The organism is Alkalitalea saponilacus (assembly GCF_900168165.1).
Taxonomy (GTDB): Bacteria; Bacteroidota; Bacteroidia; order Bacteroidales; family Marinilabiliaceae; genus Natronoflexus; species Natronoflexus saponilacus.
Genome location: NZ_FUYV01000019.1, coordinates 63,865 through 81,410, shown reverse-complemented (window position 1 = coordinate 81,410; position 17,546 = coordinate 63,865). Strand labels below are relative to the sequence as shown.

At 39.3% G+C, this 17,546-nt stretch carries 14 protein-coding genes; 8 read left to right on the top strand and 6 right to left on the bottom strand.

Translation table 11 applies throughout. The features are described 5' to 3' along the window. The first annotated feature begins 22 nt into the window (after positions 1-22). Positions 23-670: a hypothetical protein gene (locus B5X70_RS14520; RefSeq protein ID WP_079558633.1), complete on the top strand. Its 648-nt coding sequence runs from the start codon at positions 23-25 to the stop codon at positions 668-670. A 339-nt stretch (positions 671-1,009) separates the two neighbouring features. Here the strand turns inward: B5X70_RS14520 and B5X70_RS14515 are convergent, their stop codons facing one another. After that, the gene (locus B5X70_RS14515; protein ID WP_079558632.1) at positions 1,010-1,627 is read right to left on the bottom strand and encodes a hypothetical protein; all 618 of its coding nucleotides are present in this window, start codon (positions 1,625-1,627) and stop codon (positions 1,010-1,012) included. 671 nt (positions 1,628-2,298) lie between these two features. Between B5X70_RS14515 and B5X70_RS14510 the strand changes: the two genes are divergently transcribed. The 3 genes from B5X70_RS14510 to B5X70_RS14500 all read left to right on the top strand — a co-directional run bounded on the left by B5X70_RS14510 (position 2,299) and on the right by B5X70_RS14500 (position 5,224). Then, positions 2,299-3,711, top strand: coding sequence for an MFS transporter (locus B5X70_RS14510; protein WP_079558631.1), 1,413 nt, complete (start codon positions 2,299-2,301; stop codon positions 3,709-3,711). 4 nt (positions 3,712-3,715) lie between these two features. Then, a complete protein-coding gene (locus B5X70_RS14505) occupies positions 3,716-4,666 on the top strand; it encodes a glycoside hydrolase family 43 protein (protein WP_079558630.1) in 951 nt (316 codons plus the stop codon). 213 nt (positions 4,667-4,879) lie between these two features. Next, on the top strand, positions 4,880-5,224 hold the full coding sequence (locus tag B5X70_RS14500) for a hypothetical protein (RefSeq protein WP_079558629.1): 345 nt from the start codon (positions 4,880-4,882) through the stop codon (positions 5,222-5,224). Between the two features lie 104 nt (positions 5,225-5,328). On the opposite strand, the gene B5X70_RS14495 is transcribed toward B5X70_RS14500, so the two are convergent. Next, positions 5,329-5,964 (bottom strand): LysE family transporter, encoded by a 636-nt coding sequence (locus tag B5X70_RS14495; protein WP_079558628.1) that lies wholly within the window; start codon positions 5,962-5,964, stop codon positions 5,329-5,331. Positions 5,965-6,469: 505 nt separating this feature from the next. Between B5X70_RS14495 and B5X70_RS14490 the strand changes: the two genes are divergently transcribed. The 4 genes from B5X70_RS14490 (at position 6,470) to B5X70_RS14475 (ending at position 12,302) form a co-directional block, all read left to right on the top strand. Further along, a complete protein-coding gene (locus tag B5X70_RS14490) occupies positions 6,470-6,856 on the top strand; it encodes a biotin/lipoyl-containing protein (protein ID WP_079558627.1) in 387 nt (128 codons plus the stop codon). A 16-nt stretch (positions 6,857-6,872) separates the two neighbouring features. Further along, positions 6,873-8,417 carry an oxaloacetate decarboxylase subunit alpha gene (locus B5X70_RS14485; RefSeq protein WP_079558626.1) on the top strand — a complete coding sequence of 515 codons (1,545 nt, stop codon included), beginning with the start codon at positions 6,873-6,875 and terminating at the stop codon, positions 8,415-8,417. Between the two features lie 236 nt (positions 8,418-8,653). Further along, positions 8,654-10,237, top strand: a complete 1,584-nt coding sequence (locus B5X70_RS14480; RefSeq protein WP_079558625.1) for an arabinan endo-1,5-alpha-L-arabinosidase — start codon at positions 8,654-8,656, stop codon at positions 10,235-10,237. Positions 10,238-10,388: 151 nt separating this feature from the next. After that, on the top strand, positions 10,389-12,302 hold the full coding sequence (locus B5X70_RS14475) for a RecQ family ATP-dependent DNA helicase (RefSeq protein ID WP_079558624.1): 1,914 nt from the start codon (positions 10,389-10,391) through the stop codon (positions 12,300-12,302). A 3-nt stretch (positions 12,303-12,305) separates the two neighbouring features. On the opposite strand, the gene nspC is transcribed toward B5X70_RS14475, so the two are convergent. From nspC to B5X70_RS14455, 4 genes are all read right to left on the bottom strand, one after another. Next, complete coding sequence (gene nspC / locus B5X70_RS14470; protein ID WP_079558623.1) at positions 12,306-13,448, bottom strand: carboxynorspermidine decarboxylase; 1,143 nt, start codon at positions 13,446-13,448, stop codon at positions 12,306-12,308. Between the two features lie 48 nt (positions 13,449-13,496). Next, a complete protein-coding gene (locus B5X70_RS14465) occupies positions 13,497-13,883 on the bottom strand; it encodes a DoxX family membrane protein (RefSeq protein ID WP_079558622.1) in 387 nt (128 codons plus the stop codon). A gap of 587 nt (positions 13,884-14,470) precedes the next feature. Then, positions 14,471-15,664 carry a saccharopine dehydrogenase family protein gene (locus B5X70_RS14460; protein ID WP_079558621.1) on the bottom strand — a complete coding sequence of 398 codons (1,194 nt, stop codon included), beginning with the start codon at positions 15,662-15,664 and terminating at the stop codon, positions 14,471-14,473. Between the two features lie 196 nt (positions 15,665-15,860). Beyond that, positions 15,861-17,513 carry an endonuclease gene (locus B5X70_RS14455; RefSeq protein ID WP_079558620.1) on the bottom strand — a complete coding sequence of 551 codons (1,653 nt, stop codon included), beginning with the start codon at positions 17,511-17,513 and terminating at the stop codon, positions 15,861-15,863. Positions 17,514-17,546 lie beyond the last annotated feature (33 nt).

The window sequence follows — 17,546 nt, the reverse complement described above, 5'->3', positions numbered from 1 at the left end:
TACAGACAAAATATGGAAATTTATGCACAACATTATTATTATTTCTTCATTCCATAAAAACCTTGGAAAATGTAACCCCAATGAATTATATAAAATCATAGAAGAAATACAACCAGGAGTAATATTTGAAGAACTTTGCTTTGAAACTTTTTCTATGGTATATGCTGACAATTCCATTCCTAATACAATAGAAGCGATTGCAATTAAGAATTATATACGAAATTATTCTGTAAAACATTTCCCTGTTGACACATACCCATTAGATGAAAGAGACCTTTTTAGTGGAGCTGATAAAATCGCAAATAGAAGTCCTGAATATATAAACCTTTGGAATAAACAAATATCAATGATTACAAACCACGGGTTTGACTTTATAAATAGTAATGCATGTTATGAACTTCTGGACAAAATTAGTGATATTGAAAAAAAGGTTTTAACAGAAATAAATGATATAAAACTATCTCGTGAATATGAATCAGAAAGAGCACTTAATAATAACCGAGAATGTGAAATGTTAAAGAACATTTATGATTACAGTAGAAAAAATGATTTTAACATCGCTGTTTTTATTTGTGGGGTTGAACACAGAAAACCTTTAAAGAATAAAATTCAAGAAAAAGTGACTAAAGAAGAATTGAATATAAATTGGAAATTTTACAATGACAATTGACAACTAATTAAACACCAGCCCCTAACAGGCAATATAACCAATGGCGGGCGCAGTGGTAGCTTGAAACAGTCTGCCACGCATCAAGTTTTGTAACGGTTGACAGGGATGTCGCCCGCATTCCGCCACTGGTCATATTGCAATCCGTTGGTCAAAAGGATCTTGGTTCGAGTTTTGCCAGTTTGATATTCCGGAACGTGTTGCCCCCTTATATCTGTTATTAAGTTGGATTTTATTTTTTTGTGATCAAAAAAGATTACTAAAAGAGTAGTATATGACAGGAAAAACAAAATCAATGAGCCACCAAATTAAGCAATTGTAAAAATGGCTGAATAATATATCTTATTTTGCGTGGGGCTTGTCAAGCCATTTTTCTTCTTGTAAAATATCAAAGCTACTTTTGATATTCTTGTAGTAATCTTCAGATAGTCTATTCCAAATCCATAGGGATAAAACAAAAAACAGAAATGAAAAATGAAATACATAGAGGAAATACGGAGCCGTTGTTTGCATCATGAGGTAGTATGTCAAGAAAGAAAAGAACAGAAAAAAGAAGTTTATAATCCAAGATCGGCATAATCTTAATCGTGTTCTGTTGTAAACTATCTGTTCTTCTAGATTAGAGGAACAACTTATAATATAAGTTATCATCGGTTTTGGGTAAATAATATCTCTTTTTTTTCCAAAATCTTTTTCGTTTGGGTATTTATTGTCATTTGGAAATACCTTTGAAATTTTTTTCTCCTCAAATCCTATAAAGAAATGATAACCCAAGCGATCAATCATGATCCCCAAAACATAAGCGAACACTGCAAGCAGAATTAAAGACGAAGATGAAAAATCTTTGAATATAATATTTTCTAAATCCAGACCACAAAAAGCACAAATAAAAGCTATTATCCAGGTAACTCCTCCTATACCGGTGATCAATAATTCGATAAATATTTGAGTGGTCGTCATTTTATGAAATTTATTAGAAATAACTTTTCTTAATTAGAATATTTCAAAATTTAGGACTGAATGGGTTTTAGTTACAATAGTATATTGACCAAACGTTAAAATTTTTTGACTAAAACTTCAATACCGATAATTTTGTTAGCTGCTAGTAGTTCATGACTCATTGTGCTGCGTGTATATTGGTTGGAAGATTGATGCGTTTACCAGCGTTATTGAAACGCTGGAGCAAAGACTTTTCTTCAAAGCATGTTGGCTAGTAATTGTTTTGAAATTCGCCAATCATCCACACCAATACAAATTCAAATTCAAATGCGTTTTATCCCAACTCGGGAGTAAATTCTAAATAATCACCACCAAATTTTATTGAAGCGCAGTTAGTTGTTCTTTTTTACAGGTTAAAATACTGTATCCTTCACAAGCTTTCTTTGCAAATAAGAGATCCTGAATTTTGCATCCACGAGTAAAATGTACTTTTATTTTCAAAAAAGATTAAATTATTTATTTCATATTTATATATTTGTTTGCAGATACGGTTGAATTGCGTTCTTGAGATTTGTTAAGTAATTAGTAATCACAGCTAAGTATCTATTGGGTTATGAAACCAACCTTTTTTATAATGACTGAATATATATATATATCTGAATCTTTAATAGTTTAAATTACACTTAAAATCTATGAAATCTCAAAAACTCAGTGTTCTGGAAAAAATCGGTTATGGTTCCGGTGATGCCGCTGTAAATGTGGTAATCTCCTCCATGTTCCTTATCATCAGCTTTTTTTATACGGATGTTTTTGGTCTCAAACCCAAAGATATGGCGCTCATGTTTTTATTGGTGAGGCTTATTGATGCAATAACCGATCCCTTAATGGGACTCATCACCGATAAGTTCAAAACCAGATGGGGACGCTACCGTCACTATTTTCTTTTCCTATCAATTCCTTTTGGCATTTCGGTATTTCTCACCTTTACAACCCCGGAATTTGACTATGCCGGGAAAATGATTTATGCCTATCTCACTTATATTTTCGTTACCATCATGTTTACCTCGGTTACTATTCCTTATATATCGTTAATAGGGGTTTTAACCAGCGATCCACAGGAGCGGTTGTCGGCAAATGGATACAGGCTTTTCTTTGCAAAAGTGGCCGCTTTTGGGGTGTCCATTATTGTCCCCATCCTTTCAAAATATTTGGGTAAAATAGATTGGGCCACTTTTTCTGTAACCATGGAAAGTTTCTCTATAAAGTTTGTTTACGACACAATAGCCGGAGATCCTGATTTATCAAAAGGGTATCAACTGGCGATGGGGTTAATGGCACTTATTGGTACTTTACTATTTCTATTTTCTTTTGCAACTACAAAAGAGAGAGTGGAGCATGTTGTTGACAAAAAAACACTTTTTGAACAGTTTAAGTTACTCATCAAGAATGGACAATGGACCCTTCTGTTTGGTGTTTGTTTTATTGGAACTGTAGGGTATGTTATACGTAATTCAGTGGCCATTTATTATGCAAAATACTATTTGGGAGGCAGTGCCGAGGTACAGGCTATGTTTATGGCTACTGGAGTTGGGGCTGCTATTCTTGCAATGATAGCATCAACTTACATTACCAAATACTATTGTAAGGTAAAATTATTTAAATGGTCTCAACTTGCAGTCGGAGTAATTAGTTTAGCTTTGTTTGTTTTGGTGCGTCCGGGAAATATGATGTTGGCCTTCCCGCTATATTTTATACTCTCTTTTGTCGTGGATTTACATGCTCCTGTTTTCTGGTCCGCCATTGCTGAAGCAGTTGATTATGGCCACGCAAAAACCGGGAAGCGAGTTTCAGGTCTGGCCTTTGGGGGCATCTCTTTTGCTCAGAAGTTGGGAATGGGAATAGCCGGAGCTGCAGTTGGATTGTTGCTCCATACATTTGAATATATTCCACAAGCTGATGTTCAAAGTAGTTTAACTCTTACCGGGCTTGCACTGATGTTGACCGTAATTCCTGGCTTGTTTCATACACTTATGGGTATGATGATGTTTCGTTATAAAATCACCGATAAATATTATGAGGGAATCAAAGCCAAACTTAAAATTTAGTTATATGGAAAAATATAATTCAAACAAACCTCTGATTGAACAAAGAGCCGATCCGTTTATCTATAAACATACCGATGGATTTTATTATTTTACCGGTTCGGTGCCTTCCTATGATCGCATAGAGCTTAGAAAGGCAAAAACCATTGATGGTTTAAAGGATGCGAAAACATTTGATGTTTGGCATAAACGCGAAACAGGCATTATGAGCCAGCATGTTTGGGCTCCTGAAATCCATTATCTGGATGGGAAGTGGTACATCTATTTTGCGGCCAGTAAAGTGGACGATATATGGAGGTTAAGGCCCTATGTTCTTGAATGTAAAGGACAGGATCCTTTAAGCGACGAATGGATTGAACTGGGACAGATGCAGGCAGCTGATGGCGATGAAAAATCTTTTATTGATTTTTCATTGGATGGAACTGTCTTTGAAAATAATGGGAAGAGATATTTCAGTTGGGCTGAGAAAACCGGCGGGCAATTTGCTGCTTCAAATCTATATTTGGCCGAAATGGAATCGCCAATCAAGCTTAAAACTCCTCAGTTTATGCTGACTACTCCGGATTATGATTGGGAGAGAATTGGTTTCTGGGTAAATGAAGGTCCGGCAGTGATCAAAAATAGTGGTAAGGTTTTTATAACATTTTCGGCAAGTGCCACCGGTGCATGCTATTGTATGGGCATAATGGAGGCCGATGAAGGCTCGGATCTTTTAGATAGGAATTCATGGAAGAAATCCAGGTATCCGGTACTGAAAACTGACTATCAAAAGAAGATTTTCGGGCCTGGCCACAACTCTTTTACAGTGGCCGAAGATGGAACGACTCCCTTATGTGTTTATCATGCCAGAGATTATGAAGAGATTGTTGGTGATCCTTTGTATGATCCCAATCGTCATACCAGAGTTTTGCCAGTGAAATTTGACGATGAAGGGAGACCCCTTTTTGAATTGTGGTAGTTGCTGTAAATAGATGTCCATAAGTGAGTTGTAGCAAGTATCTTGAATAGTAGGGAGGTTATTTTTGAATATTCAAAAATAACCTCCCTACATTTTTATAGAGTATGATCAACTATTTTGATTTTATACAAATACTGATTAATTTGGATGTGTATCCATATCCATGATTTATATGACGGTTGTCTGATGAACAACTCTATTAATTTTAATTCCATGGCTGAATTCACCAATACAAAAGCCGTTCGAATTGCAAAGCTTAAAGAGGTTTCCAAACTTCTTTTAGAAACCGGTAATGCAAATTCTTTCATTACGACTAATAAGGAATTCATTTCAACTGTAATACCTTCCGATTTCATTACTCTTTTTGACGAAGTGATTAAGGATGGATTTCCAATGGGTGATGTTAAAATATTGACAAATAAATTGTTGAATATATTTCATATCCCTATCCGAGAATATGAAAGGGTGGTGCCTAAATCTGACTCATTTTTAGGAGTGCTCGAGCAGAACAATCTTATTATGACTGAGCTATTGGATAAGATTCGTCCGGTTTTTTGAATCATTTATGAAGTCTCGCAGGAAATTTCCGGTATTAAAAAGCAGGAAGGAGAGAAGCGGCTTTTGGATTGATAAAAGCATTTCAGCGTTTGTAATTTCAATCTTTAGAAGTTATTATTGGCTGCTGTCATGATTAGGTAAACTGCGAATCCTACCAAAAAAGTACCACAAATTCCTATCAAAATTCGATAAACCTGATCGGTAAACAGTTTTTTTCCTTTACTTACAGCCGTTGAAATAGCTGTGTACCAGATGTAATCACCTGTAATATGTCCTAAAAAGAAGAAGACAATCCCGGGTAACCCAAATGTTTGTGAATAAAATATGTAACCAATTCCGATGGTTGCCCACCAGATGATCCAGTAAGGGTTGGCAAGGCTCATGAGAGCACCTGTTATAAGTAAATTGCCTTTTCTTTCAGTTCCTTCTTGGGTGTTTACCGATAGGGTAGGTAGAGAGCGAAACATGCCCCAGGCCATCCAAAACATGATAGAGCCCCCAAGTAAAGCACTTATGAGGAAAAACAAATCATGTTTGAGCACAGGAGCCAATCCCAGTAAAAGCCCGGTAATCAATAGCAACTCTAAAATAGCATGTCCGGTAATGAGCAGGGGGCCTGCCATAGCTCCACGCTTGCTGCTTTCGCTGATGGTGACTGTGAGCAAAGGACCAGGCATCATGGCACCTGAGAATGCGATGATGAGTGAGGTGAAAAATATTGTTGCCAGAGATGTTAGCATTGGTTTTGGTAATTAACTTTGGTTCAACAGATACAAAGCTATTTATTTTAATCAATTCAACAAATTTTCTCTTTCTACTGATTTTATCTGTAACTATTAGTTATAAATTTTCGTTAATTAAATAGAGAAAAAAATCTTTAATTAATTTAAAAATGTTAATTTTGGCTTCCGAAAACAGGGCTAAATTTCATTGTTTACAGGTGGTTTGCCTTACTATTTTATGTTTTGCAACATATCCAGGAGTTATTAAAGAAGTTTTTCTTTAATTCGATTGATTAAGTTGCAGAAATATAGATAATTGGTGAGATTGGTTTGCTTCTTGATGGTAGCTTGTTAATTATCCTTAAATTGGCCTTATTTATAATTGCTTGATATATTTTTATCATTGAAATTTAATAGAATATTTAACTCAGAGGGTCGATAGATGTATCGTTGTTATGATTGTTTAATCGTCAGATTCCCTATAGTATAAAGTAAATATTAATAACTTATATAAAAAAATCCTATGAAAAAGTATCTGATTACCGTGAATGAGAAACAGTACGAAGTTGAAGTTGAAGAGGTGAGAGCTACTACAGCAAGAGCCGTTCAAACATTAAAGTCAGCACCAAAATTGAAGACTCCGGTAACCGCCGGAAATGGAAACGGAAATGGAAAAGCTGCTGCAGCTGCCTCCGGTGGTCATAAAGTTTCAGCACCCATGCCCGGAAACGTTTTTAAAGTATTGGTAGCGCCTGGTGATGAGGTGAAAAAAGGACAAGTCTTGCTTGTTTTTGAAGCGATGAAAATGGAAAATGACCTGACGTCACCAGCTGATGGAGTTGTTCGTGAAGTGAATGCTGTAGAGGGCAATGCCATTGCTGTTGGAGAAGTTTTAGTTGTTGTTGAATAGTTTTTTATTGTCATATATGCGTAAAGTTGGAATTACAGAAACTGTTTTACGGGATGCGCACCAGTCGTTGATTGCAACCCGAATGAGAACAGAGGAGATGTTACCCATTGTTGAACAGTTGGATGATATCGGATATCATTCTCTTGAAGCATGGGGTGGAGCCACTTTTGATGCCTGTTTGCGTTTTCTGGATGAAGATCCATGGGATCGTTTACGTAAAATTAAAGCCAAAGCTAAGAAAACTCCTTTGCAGATGCTGCTTAGGGGACAGAACTTATTGGGATATAAGCACTATGCCGATGATGTTGTGGAGTATTTCGTTCAAAAGGCCATTGCCAATGGAATGGATATCATCAGAATTTTTGATGCCATGAACGATCCTCGTAACATAGAAACGGCTATCAAAGCATGTATCAAAGAGGGTGGACATGCACAGGCATGTATTAGCTATACAACCAGTCCTGTACACAGTTTGGATCTGTTTGCAAAGGATGCCAAAATTCTTGAAGGAATGGGAGCCCACTCCATCTGTATTAAGGATATGGCCGGTTTGTTAAAGCCTTACGATGCATACAATTTAATTAAAGCCATTAAAGAATCGGTTAAAATACCGGTGCAATTGCATACTCATTATACCAGTGGTGTAGCTTCAATGACTTACCTTAAAGCCATCGAAGCCGGTGTAGATGTTGTGGATACTGCCATTTCGCCTTTGGCACTTGGAACTTCACAGCCTGCTACTGAGCCATTGGTTGCTTCTTTACAGGATACGGAATACGACACCGGTCTTGACTTAATGAAATTAAGTGATATTGCCGAATATTTCCGTCCCTTCAGAGAAAAATGGATAGAATCAGGTCTTTTGGATCCGAAAATGCTTGGTGTTGATGCCAATGCTTTGATTTATCAGGTTCCAGGAGGTATGTTGTCAAACCTGGTTTCACAGTTGAAGCAATCCAATGCGGTTGATAAACTGGATGAAGTACTTAAAGAAGTGCCTCGTGTGCGTGAAGATTTTGGTTTCCCTCCATTGGTTACTCCTTCCAGTCAGATTGTTGGTACCCAATCGGTTTTCAACGTTTTGATGGGTGAGCGTTATAAAATGGTTCCTAAAGAATCGCGCGGAGTTGTAAAAGGGGAGTATGGAAAGTCTCCTGCACCCATCTCCGAAGAGATTTCTAAAAAGATATTGGGTGACGAGAAACCAATTACCTGCCGTCCTGCCGATTTGATTGAACCTGAACTGGATAAAATCAGAGAGGAAATTAAGGACATGATTGAGCAGGAGGAAGATGTACTCTCTTATGCCTTGTTGCCACAGGTCGCCAAAGCTTTCTTTAAGAAAAGGAAAGATGGAACTTTGAACCAGACTCCTTTAGAGCCTGCTCCAAAAAAGGCAGAACCGGCCAAAGAGCAGTTTGATGAAGAGGATGATGATGAGGTGGCGGCTGTGATTTCTGCTGCAGTGGCTGCAATGGGGAGTCAGTCGGGTACACAATTTGCAGTCAACTCTATTCGCCAGTTGAGTCCCTGGGTGTTGGCAGGACGAATTAACAGATGATTTTTGTAGATTAATATCACCAATGATCAAAAGGTTGCCTTCACGAGGCAACCTTTTGCATTTGTAATCACACCCCATTCATCACAGGATGAGTGTTCGAGTAAAGGAGTATCCTTTCGAATTATTCATACATCCTCTCCTGATAGCGATTTCTCCACTTCATTTTACGATAAAATTGATTATTTTGAAAAGTCCCGGAATAAAGCAAAACATATACAACATTAAATTTTATTTTTATGAGAGCTTATTTGAAATTGTTGGTTTTGAGTAGTTTAATTTTTACGATTGGTTGTAGCGATGATGACGATTTGATTCCCAATGGCGATGAAACAGGGAACCAGCAAGAGTTTAGAGGTCCCCGGTATTCTGATGATTATTCAATGATTTCATCCTGGTCGTCCAGGAATTCTTGGAATCTGGCCAATGTGCACGATCCAACGGTTGTTAAGGATGGAGACTATTTTTACATGTATCAGACTGATGCATCTTATGGAAACGTTCATGTGGGGCATGGACATTTTCCTGTTCGGCGTTCGCGGGATTTGGTTAACTGGGAGTTTTATGGAATGGCTTTTGACCATGTTCCTCTATGGGTAAAGGATTCGTTAAATAATATGAGATCGCGAATGGATCCGCCACTTCCTGCCATTGAAAATCCGGAATATGGATTTTGGGCTCCTCACATCAGCAAGGTGGGAGATGAGTTTAGGATGTATTACAGCATAGTGGTTATCAATCCCATCGTGGGCAACAATTCTGATTACTCATGGACAGAACGAGCTTTTATTGGATTGGCCGTATCCCGTGACCTGGCTTCAAACCTTTGGGAGGATCGCGGTATGGTGGTCTGTTCAGAACCCGACGGGCTCGAAACCTATTCTCGAACAGGCCCCCATGATTGGAGCGGGTATTTTCAGTTCAATGCCATTGATCCAAGTTTTATTGTGACTCCCGAGGGAGAGCATTGGTTGATTTATGGTTCATGGCATACAGGTATTGCAGCTGTTCAATTGAATCCGGAAACCGGAAAACCTGATAGCTGGAATTCTCTTGAAGATTATGGTGTAAGGATCGCCGGACGAGGAAATTTGGCGACAAATCGATGGCAGGCACTGGAAGCTCCTGAGATCGTTTATAACGAAGAAACCGGCTATTACTATTTGTTTCTGGCATATGACGAGTTATCAGTTGCATACAATACGCGAGTGGCCAGATCAAAAAGTATTACCGGACCTTATTTGGGGATCGATGGTGGAAATGTTACTGAAGGAGCCGAATGCTGGCCTATGTTAACACATCCTTATGCTTTTAGTGGCCACCATGGTTGGGTAGGGTTTGCTCATTGCAGTGTTTTTAGAGATCCGGATACCGGACAATGGTTTTATGCCTCTCAGGCAAGATTACCTGAAAATTTACCCGGTGTGAATGCTTCAAACGCGATAATGATGGGACACGTAAGAGAAATTGAATGGACCAGTGACGGGTGGCCTGTCGTGATGCCTCAAAGATATGCTGCTGTTCCTGAAACTGATATCAACAAAGAAGATCTTGTAGGCAGATATGATGTTATTATAAAAAGCTATGATTACCAAAAGATTCAAAATTCAAGAACGGCTGAATTTCATTCCGATGGCAGAGTAACTGGCGCATTGTCTGGAACCTGGAATTTTGATGAGGAGAAAAAGCGGTTGACCATTGGTAATTTGGAATTGATTGTTAAAGATGCCTGGGATTGGGAAGCATCACCTCGAAAAACAACCATTACTTTTTCCGGACTAACCTCAGATGGAAGACCTGTTTGGGGAAAATTAAGAGAATAAAAAAAAAGCGCCTCAGGCGCTTTTTTGCTTTTAATTCGTTAACAGTGCCCATGTTGTTTTTGTTGATTTTTATAGTACTTTAGGGTCTGATTGTTTATATTGTGCTTCATTATTATGAAACAACCCGAAAATAGCCCGTTATATTTTGTTTATGAGTTCAGTAAAATCTTCCCTCAAAAATTATTTTGGTTTTGATGCCTTTCGTCCGGGGCAGGAGAAAGTGGTCAATGCTTTGCTTGCAGGCCGTTCATCTGCGGCCATTTTCCCAACCGGTTCAGGAAAATCTCTCTGTTATCAATTGGCGGCATTGCATTTGCCAAATTTGACTTTGGTGGTTTCTCCACTTTTGGCGCTCATCAGCGACCAGCTGGAATCCATGGAGGCCTCCGGAATTCCTGCTGCACGTATTGATTCTACCCTGAATCACAAAGAGATGAATCAAATCAGAGATGAGGTGCGTTCAGGAAAAATCAAGGTGCTGATGGTTTCTGTTGAAAGATTCAAAAATGAATCTTTCAGGCGGTTTTTATCCGGAATTAAAGTTTCCATGTTGGTGGTGGATGAAGCGCATTGTATTTCCGAATGGGGACACAATTTCCGCCCCGATTATCTTAAACTGCCAGAATACAAATTGCAGTTCAATATTTCTCAGGTTTTACTGTTAACTGCAACGGCTACGCCCAAAGTCATCGAGGATATGTGCAAAAAGTTTGACATCGCCAAAGACGATGTGGCTATTACCGGATTTTACAGAGAGAACCTTCACTTATCAGTCATTCCGGCTGAGGAGAGCAAGAAAAAGGATGTTTTGGCCAAGCTGTTGCTCAATGAGAGAAACGATTCGGTTATTGTTTATGTCACTTTGCAGAAAACGGCCGAAGAGGTGGCTGCATATCTTCGTGAAAAGGAGATTGTAGCGGCGGCATATCATGCCGGGATGAATAACATTGACCGGGAAGCCATTCAAAATGGCTTCATGAATGGCCATATTCCTGTGATTGTTGCAACCATCGCTTTTGGTATGGGCATTGATAAACCCGATATCCGGCATGTGGTGCATTACGATTTGCCCAAATCCATTGAAAGTTACAGCCAGGAAATCGGACGTGCCGGTCGCGATGGCCAGGTTTCAAAATGTAGTCTGCTCGGAAATCTGGATGGCCTTAACGTTCTGGAGAACTTTGTTTATGGCGATACACCTGAATTATCCGGTATCAAAGCACTTCTGGGGGATATACAAAAGGCTGACAACCGATGGGAGGTTCAATCCTTAAAATTATCGGGTGAAACCAACATCCGTATGCTGCCTTTGAAAACATTGCTGGTCTATCTTGAAATGGAAGGAATTATTAAACCGTTGTTCAGCTATTTCAGCACCTATCGTTTTAAAAATGTGTTGGATAATGATGCCATCATTGCAAAGTTTAGCGGTGAACGTGCCAATTTCATCAAAGCTATTTTTGAACATTCCCAAAAAGCCCGCACCTGGACAACTATTGATTTTGATGCCATAATGGCTGCCTTTCCTACCGACAGACAACGTATTGTAGCAGCTCTCGACTATTTCAACGAACAGGGTTTTATTTATTTGGAAGCCAAACAGATGATAGAAGTGTTTGAGGTTCTTCAGAGCAATTTTGATGTCGATGTTTTGGCTTCGACCATCCACCAAAAGTTTGCAATACGCGAAGAGGCAGAAGTAAAGAGAATAAACGATATGGTAGAATTTTTTGGGAGTGCTGATTGTCTCTCAAAAACGTTATCCACATATTTTGGTGAAGATACCAGCTGGGAGAAGTGTGGTACTTGCTCCGTTTGTAAAAACGGAGCAGCAAAGCTTCAAAAAACCATTAAATTGCCGGAATTAAAGCCTGAGGATGTGAAGGCTCATCTGTCTGCTTTTAATCAGGCAGTGAAAGACCGCGATTTCTCTCCGGTTGTTTTAACCCGTTTCCTATGTGGAATTCACACCCCTGTTTTTTCAAAAATTAAAGCATCATCTATAAAAGGATATGGAGTTTTAGAACACCATCGTTTCAGAGAGGTATTGCAAATGATTAATTAATCATCACCCCATTCTTTTCTTATAATCATCATAACCAAATTCTCGGACGATGTTCAGACCGTTTTTATCGTTCCAGATCGCTAGTGCCGGATGGGGTACTCCGTTGAACATGGTTGTTTTTACTATGGTGTAGTGTATCATGTCTTCAAATACAATTTTGTCTCCCGGCTTTAATGGCGCGTCAAAAGACCAGTCGCCAATGAAATCACCCGAGAGGCAACTGTTTCCACCCATTCGGTAAGTGGGTTTTCCCTTAACAGGTTCGTGGTAAGCACCACGAATCCTGGGCTTGTATGGCATTTCAAGACAATCGGGCATGTGTCCGGTAAAGGATACATTGAGAATGGCTGTTTTAATGCCATGATTCTCCACAATGTCCACTACTTCAGAAACCAATACTCCGGTTTCCCATGCAAAGGCACTGCCGGGTTCCATTATTACCTCTACGTTCCATTTGGCTTTAAAACGTTTAAGAGTCTCTATCAAATGGTCTGTGTTGTATCCTTGGCGAGTCATCAGGTGACCTCCTCCCATGTTGAACCATTTGATTTGGTGCAGATATTTGCCAAATTTCTGCTCAATGGCTTCAAGGGTTTTTTCCAGGTTATAGGAGGTTGATTCACAAAGTGTATGGAAATGGATTCCTTCAATTTCGGCAGGCAACTCATCGGGCATTTGGCCGGCTATCACTCCCATACGGGAACCCGGAGCGCATGGATTGTACAGATCGGTTTCTACTTCACTGTATTCGGGATTGATGCGGATACCCATTGATGCTTTGCGCTGGAAGTTTTTTACCATTGGTAAAAACCTTTCGAACTGCGTAAAAGAGTTGAAGGTAATATGGCTGCTGTACTTCAGAATTTCCGAGAACTCTTTTTCAGTATATGCCGGTGAATAGGTGTGAGCCAGACTTCCCATCTCCTCATAAGCCAAACGGGCTTCATGTATGGAACTGGCGGTGGAGTAGGGGATATACTCCCGAACAATTGGAAATGCAGGCCAAAAGGCAAATGCTTTAAAGGCCAGAATGATGTCCACTCCGGCTTTTTCCTTAACAGATTTAATAAGTTCAAGGTTTTTTCTGAACAGTTGCTCATCCAACACATAGCACGGAGTTGGTATTTGTTGTATATCAATTGCCATTTGGATACGTTGTTTGGTTCCTTGGGCAAAGATAAAAATTTAACGCGACTATTCTTTTCGTTGTTGGTTTAGTTTCGACTTCATCCCTGCTATCATCAGCGCCCCTCCCATCAATGATACATCTTTAAGCATATTCATGAGGGCAATCATGCTCTCATTTTTCTCCAATAGTTGAGGAACATGGATGGTTATTATGAATAGAAATAGTAATCCGGCAAGCGTTAGAGCGGTAAGTTTTACATATTTTCTGACAATCATGCTGATTCCCGCTGCAATCATTATAATCCCTGTGAATATTACTGTGTAGGCACCAATAATTGGAAGAAACGATTGGAAGTTTTCGCTGTACCAAGAGTACTGAAAAATATGGTTTAAACCAAACAGAATAAACGGAAGAGCAAATAGTACTCGACCAATGTGTGTAATGTCTTTCATAAGGCTGGTTTATTTATTCTATTAATGCAATTTAATACTTTTTTTTCAATGTGTCATCGATTATCAATTGTGTTGTGCGAAATAATTAAGATGCCAGGGCTAACGCCCCTTGGTTATTCGTGGTGATGCCTTGTTGCTACGAAGACATCAGGGCTATCGCCCCTAAATTTATTATAGGTTGTTTGTTTTCTACGAAGATGTTAGGGGGTAACGCCCCTAGATAAAACAGTTCGCTTATATTTCATGAACATATTGGTACGACACATCAAATCCTTAATTAACCGGGGATGGTATTTTGCTATGATTTGGTACAATGCCCTTTTGTCAAAACGAGATGGTTATAGCAATAATGTAACATGAATACATCCATTGTAATTTAATGCTCATTGTTTTTAGGGGCGTAGCCCTGTTATCTTCGTAGAAAATGGATCAAACATTGAAAGTAGAGGGGCGTTAGCCCTTAAATCTGATGTAGTTATAAAAATATAATCTTCTATCCTGGATTAGACCAATCTGTCGAAGTAGAATTAAAAAAGGAGAACTTCACAACGAAGTTCTCCTTAGATTCAATATGCTTAGATTTTTTTCTATAACTCCAAATCCACATTATGTTTTTCAACCCATGGTAATCCATGATTATTGAGCTGTTCCATAAATGGATCGGGGTTAAATTCCTCTACGTTGTACACCCCTGGTTTTTTCCAGGTTCCCTTAAGGTACATCATAGCGCCAATCATACAAGGCACACCTGTTGTGTAACTTACAGCCTGTGTTCCGGTCTCTTTGTATGCCACCTCGTGGCTGCAATTGTTGTAAACGTAGTAAGTTTTCTCTTTTCCGTCTTTAATACCCCGTATGCGGCATCCGATAGAGGTCCAGCCTTTGTAGTTTTCACCCAAGTCTCCGGGATTTGGAAGAACTGCTTTTAAAAACTGTATGGGAACAATTTCAACTCCATTATACATTACCGGCTCGATGCCTGCCATTCCTATGTTTTGGATGACGCGAAGGTGGGTGAGGTATTCCTGACCAAATGTCATCCAGAAACGTGCCCGTTTCAGGGTTGGAAAGTTTTTAACCAAAGATTCCAGTTCCTCGTGATAGATCAGGTACGACTCCTTAGGCCCAATCTCAGGATAATTAAGGGGTTTGTGTATCTCATGTGGCTCGGTGTAAACCCATTGTCCGTTCTCCCAATACTTTCCTTTTTGAGTCACCTCCCGTATGTTAATTTCCGGGTTAAAATTGGTGGCAAAAGCCTTTCCATGATCACCGGCATTACAATCCACAATGTCAAGATAATGTATCTCATCAAAGTGATGTTTTGCCGCATAGGCGGTAAACACACTGGTTACACCGGGGTCGAAACCACATCCCAGAATGGCTGTAAGACCTGCGTTTTTAAATTTGTCCTGATATGCCCATTGCCATTTGTATTCAAATTTAGCTTCGTCTTTTGGTTCATAGTTGGCAGTATCCAAATACGAAACACCGGTTTCCAGACAGGCATCCATAATGGTGAGATCCTGATAAGGGAGTGCAACATTGACTACCAAATCAGGCTTGAAACTGTTGATGAGATCAATCAGTTCCGGCACATTGTCAGCGTCTACCTGAGCTGTTTTAACGCGATTGCCACCAATTTGTGCGGCTATGTCATCACATTTGCTTTTGGTACGGCTGGCCAACATGATTTCTGAAAACACATCGGGCAAACCTGCCATTTTATGAACCACCACGGTTCCAACGCCTCCGGCGCCTATTACAAGAACTTTACTCATTTTCAATATTCTGTTTTTCCGTTAATTCAACTTTTTGCAAAGGAATAAAAAATAATGTGATATTAGCAATAGAATGATTGCCTTTTCAATATACGAATTTCAGTTGTAATATAAAAACTCTCTGTTAATGTCAGATAAAAAGAGCCCTCGTTTAAAGGGCTCTTTTTGCGCAAAATATATGAGAGGTGTTTCTGTCCTAATGGTTTATCATCACTTTTTCTACGCCGTATCCATCAATATGTAAAAAATAGACACCGTTGGTTTTTACAGAGATTTTTGATACGCTGTTGATAAGTGTTTTTTGAGCAATTAAATGACCCGATAGATTGTAAACCCTTGCATTGACAAGCATACTCACTGTTTTGTGAATGTAAATGTTTTTCTGATGGGTATGGACTAATATGTCATTGGTTTCTTCATTGATGTTTGTTCCTGCTGATACGTTAATGGTATTTGAAGCTTCGGTACGAATTCCACTCACTTCTCGGGATACATTATACGAATACTGTTTCTCAGGGTCCAGGTTGACAACTTCGTAGAAGTTGTCAAAAATATCATCCTGAGAGAATAAAAGTTCTGCTTCTCCATTGTCATGCTCATACACGTGAAGGATATAAAAATCGGTATCTTCCATGGCTTGCCAATTGGCCTGAAAACTTGTCGCAGTAACATCAGTGGCCGGCAGAGCGGTTGGTGGAACAATCTCGTCTTCAGCTATGCTTTGACCATGAATGTTAACAGTGACACTACCATTCATTCCTCCATCAGAAACTAATATTGTAGCGGTATGGTTCCCTGTATTTTGGGTAGGAGAATATGTCACTTGAAGTTCAAAACCTTCGGCCCGATTGGCAAGGGATGATGGTATTTCGTTTACATTTATATTGAAAAACTGCGAATTTGTACCGTACAAAAAGAGGGAGAGTGGTTGGGTGAGGTTATTTCCTCTGAAAAAGAGCGATCTGGTAGCTGTTTGACCTTTTACCACTGTTCCAAAGGCCACTTCGGTATTGTTGGTTGGGGTGATTAAAACCGACTGATAGTTATCGATTTCAATTATCCACTCATCATCTTTTTTGTTGCCCCAAATGTGTTCTGCAAGTTCCGGAAAATCGATGAAAGGATTTCGGTTTCCCTGAATCCGGAACACCTCTTCATTTCGCTCTAACTCTTTTGTACTTACCGGGTCTTCCCTGTGCCACTCCAGTAAAAGATTGATGGCCCATTGTTGGTAAACCGGATAGGTATTTGTTTGTAGCATGGTGAAATTTCTCCAGCGGTTGACATAATCCTGATAGCGCGTAGCCATATAAAGATAGGCTCTTGCAAAATCACCTTTATATTCATCGTCCGGTTCAAAAACCAATCCTGTATACCCGGGAAAGATATTCTGACCCACCTTAGTCATTCCGTTGTTATAGGTGGGATTGGAGCCTACCACACCAAGTGGATGGTTGGATTTGGCCATATTGGCCTCAGCATCAGACGGAAAAATATGATTGATATCGGTATATGCAGCCAGGGATTCATCCCTTGTGCCATCCCACCAGCTTACCGGAAAAGAATGTTCCCTGTTTAATCCTCTGGTCGTATTAAGCGTTCTGATAATTGGAGAGTACATGTCCCATACGGTTCCATCAGCACGTTCATCAGTCTGTCTGAAAACCACCCAAAGAGCACTGTAACTTAAGTTTGTGTGATACCTGATGATGTCGTGTAGTGCAGTTTTTAACTCAGCTTCTTTTTTGCCGATTGCGTTGTTATAATATCCATGGGGGTTTTGCGAAAGCAATATGGATGCTGTCAGCAAAAAGAAAACGGTGAAATGAAGTCTTAAAAATCTTACCATATGCTATTAATTTAAAACAGAGGTTTATGAGAT

What these genes read in the sequence shown, in the direction of transcription:
- B5X70_RS14480 (WP_079558625.1), top strand. Translation starts at nt 8,654, where the DNA reads ATGAGAGCTTATTTGAAATTGTTGGTTTTGAGTAGTTTAATTTTTACG.
- B5X70_RS14455 (WP_079558620.1), bottom strand. Translation starts at nt 17,513, where the DNA reads ATGGTAAGATTTTTAAGACTTCATTTCACCGTTTTCTTTTTGCTGACA.
- B5X70_RS14490 (WP_079558627.1), top strand. Translation starts at nt 6,470, where the DNA reads ATGAAAAAGTATCTGATTACCGTGAATGAGAAACAGTACGAAGTTGAA.
- B5X70_RS14475 (WP_079558624.1), top strand. Translation starts at nt 10,389, where the DNA reads ATGAGTTCAGTAAAATCTTCCCTCAAAAATTATTTTGGTTTTGATGCC.
- B5X70_RS14510 (WP_079558631.1), top strand. Translation starts at nt 2,299, where the DNA reads ATGAAATCTCAAAAACTCAGTGTTCTGGAAAAAATCGGTTATGGTTCC.
- B5X70_RS14485 (WP_079558626.1), top strand. Translation starts at nt 6,873, where the DNA reads ATGCGTAAAGTTGGAATTACAGAAACTGTTTTACGGGATGCGCACCAG.
- B5X70_RS14495 (WP_079558628.1), bottom strand. Translation starts at nt 5,964, where the DNA reads ATGCTAACATCTCTGGCAACAATATTTTTCACCTCACTCATCATCGCA.
- nspC (WP_079558623.1), bottom strand. Translation starts at nt 13,448, where the DNA reads ATGGCAATTGATATACAACAAATACCAACTCCGTGCTATGTGTTGGAT.
- B5X70_RS14500 (WP_079558629.1), top strand. Translation starts at nt 4,880, where the DNA reads ATGGCTGAATTCACCAATACAAAAGCCGTTCGAATTGCAAAGCTTAAA.
- B5X70_RS14515 (WP_079558632.1), bottom strand. Translation starts at nt 1,627, where the DNA reads ATGACGACCACTCAAATATTTATCGAATTATTGATCACCGGTATAGGA.
- B5X70_RS14465 (WP_079558622.1), bottom strand. Translation starts at nt 13,883, where the DNA reads ATGAAAGACATTACACACATTGGTCGAGTACTATTTGCTCTTCCGTTT.
- B5X70_RS14505 (WP_079558630.1), top strand. Translation starts at nt 3,716, where the DNA reads ATGGAAAAATATAATTCAAACAAACCTCTGATTGAACAAAGAGCCGAT.
- B5X70_RS14520 (WP_079558633.1), top strand. Translation starts at nt 23, where the DNA reads ATGCACAACATTATTATTATTTCTTCATTCCATAAAAACCTTGGAAAA.
- B5X70_RS14460 (WP_079558621.1), bottom strand. Translation starts at nt 15,664, where the DNA reads ATGAGTAAAGTTCTTGTAATAGGCGCCGGAGGCGTTGGAACCGTGGTG.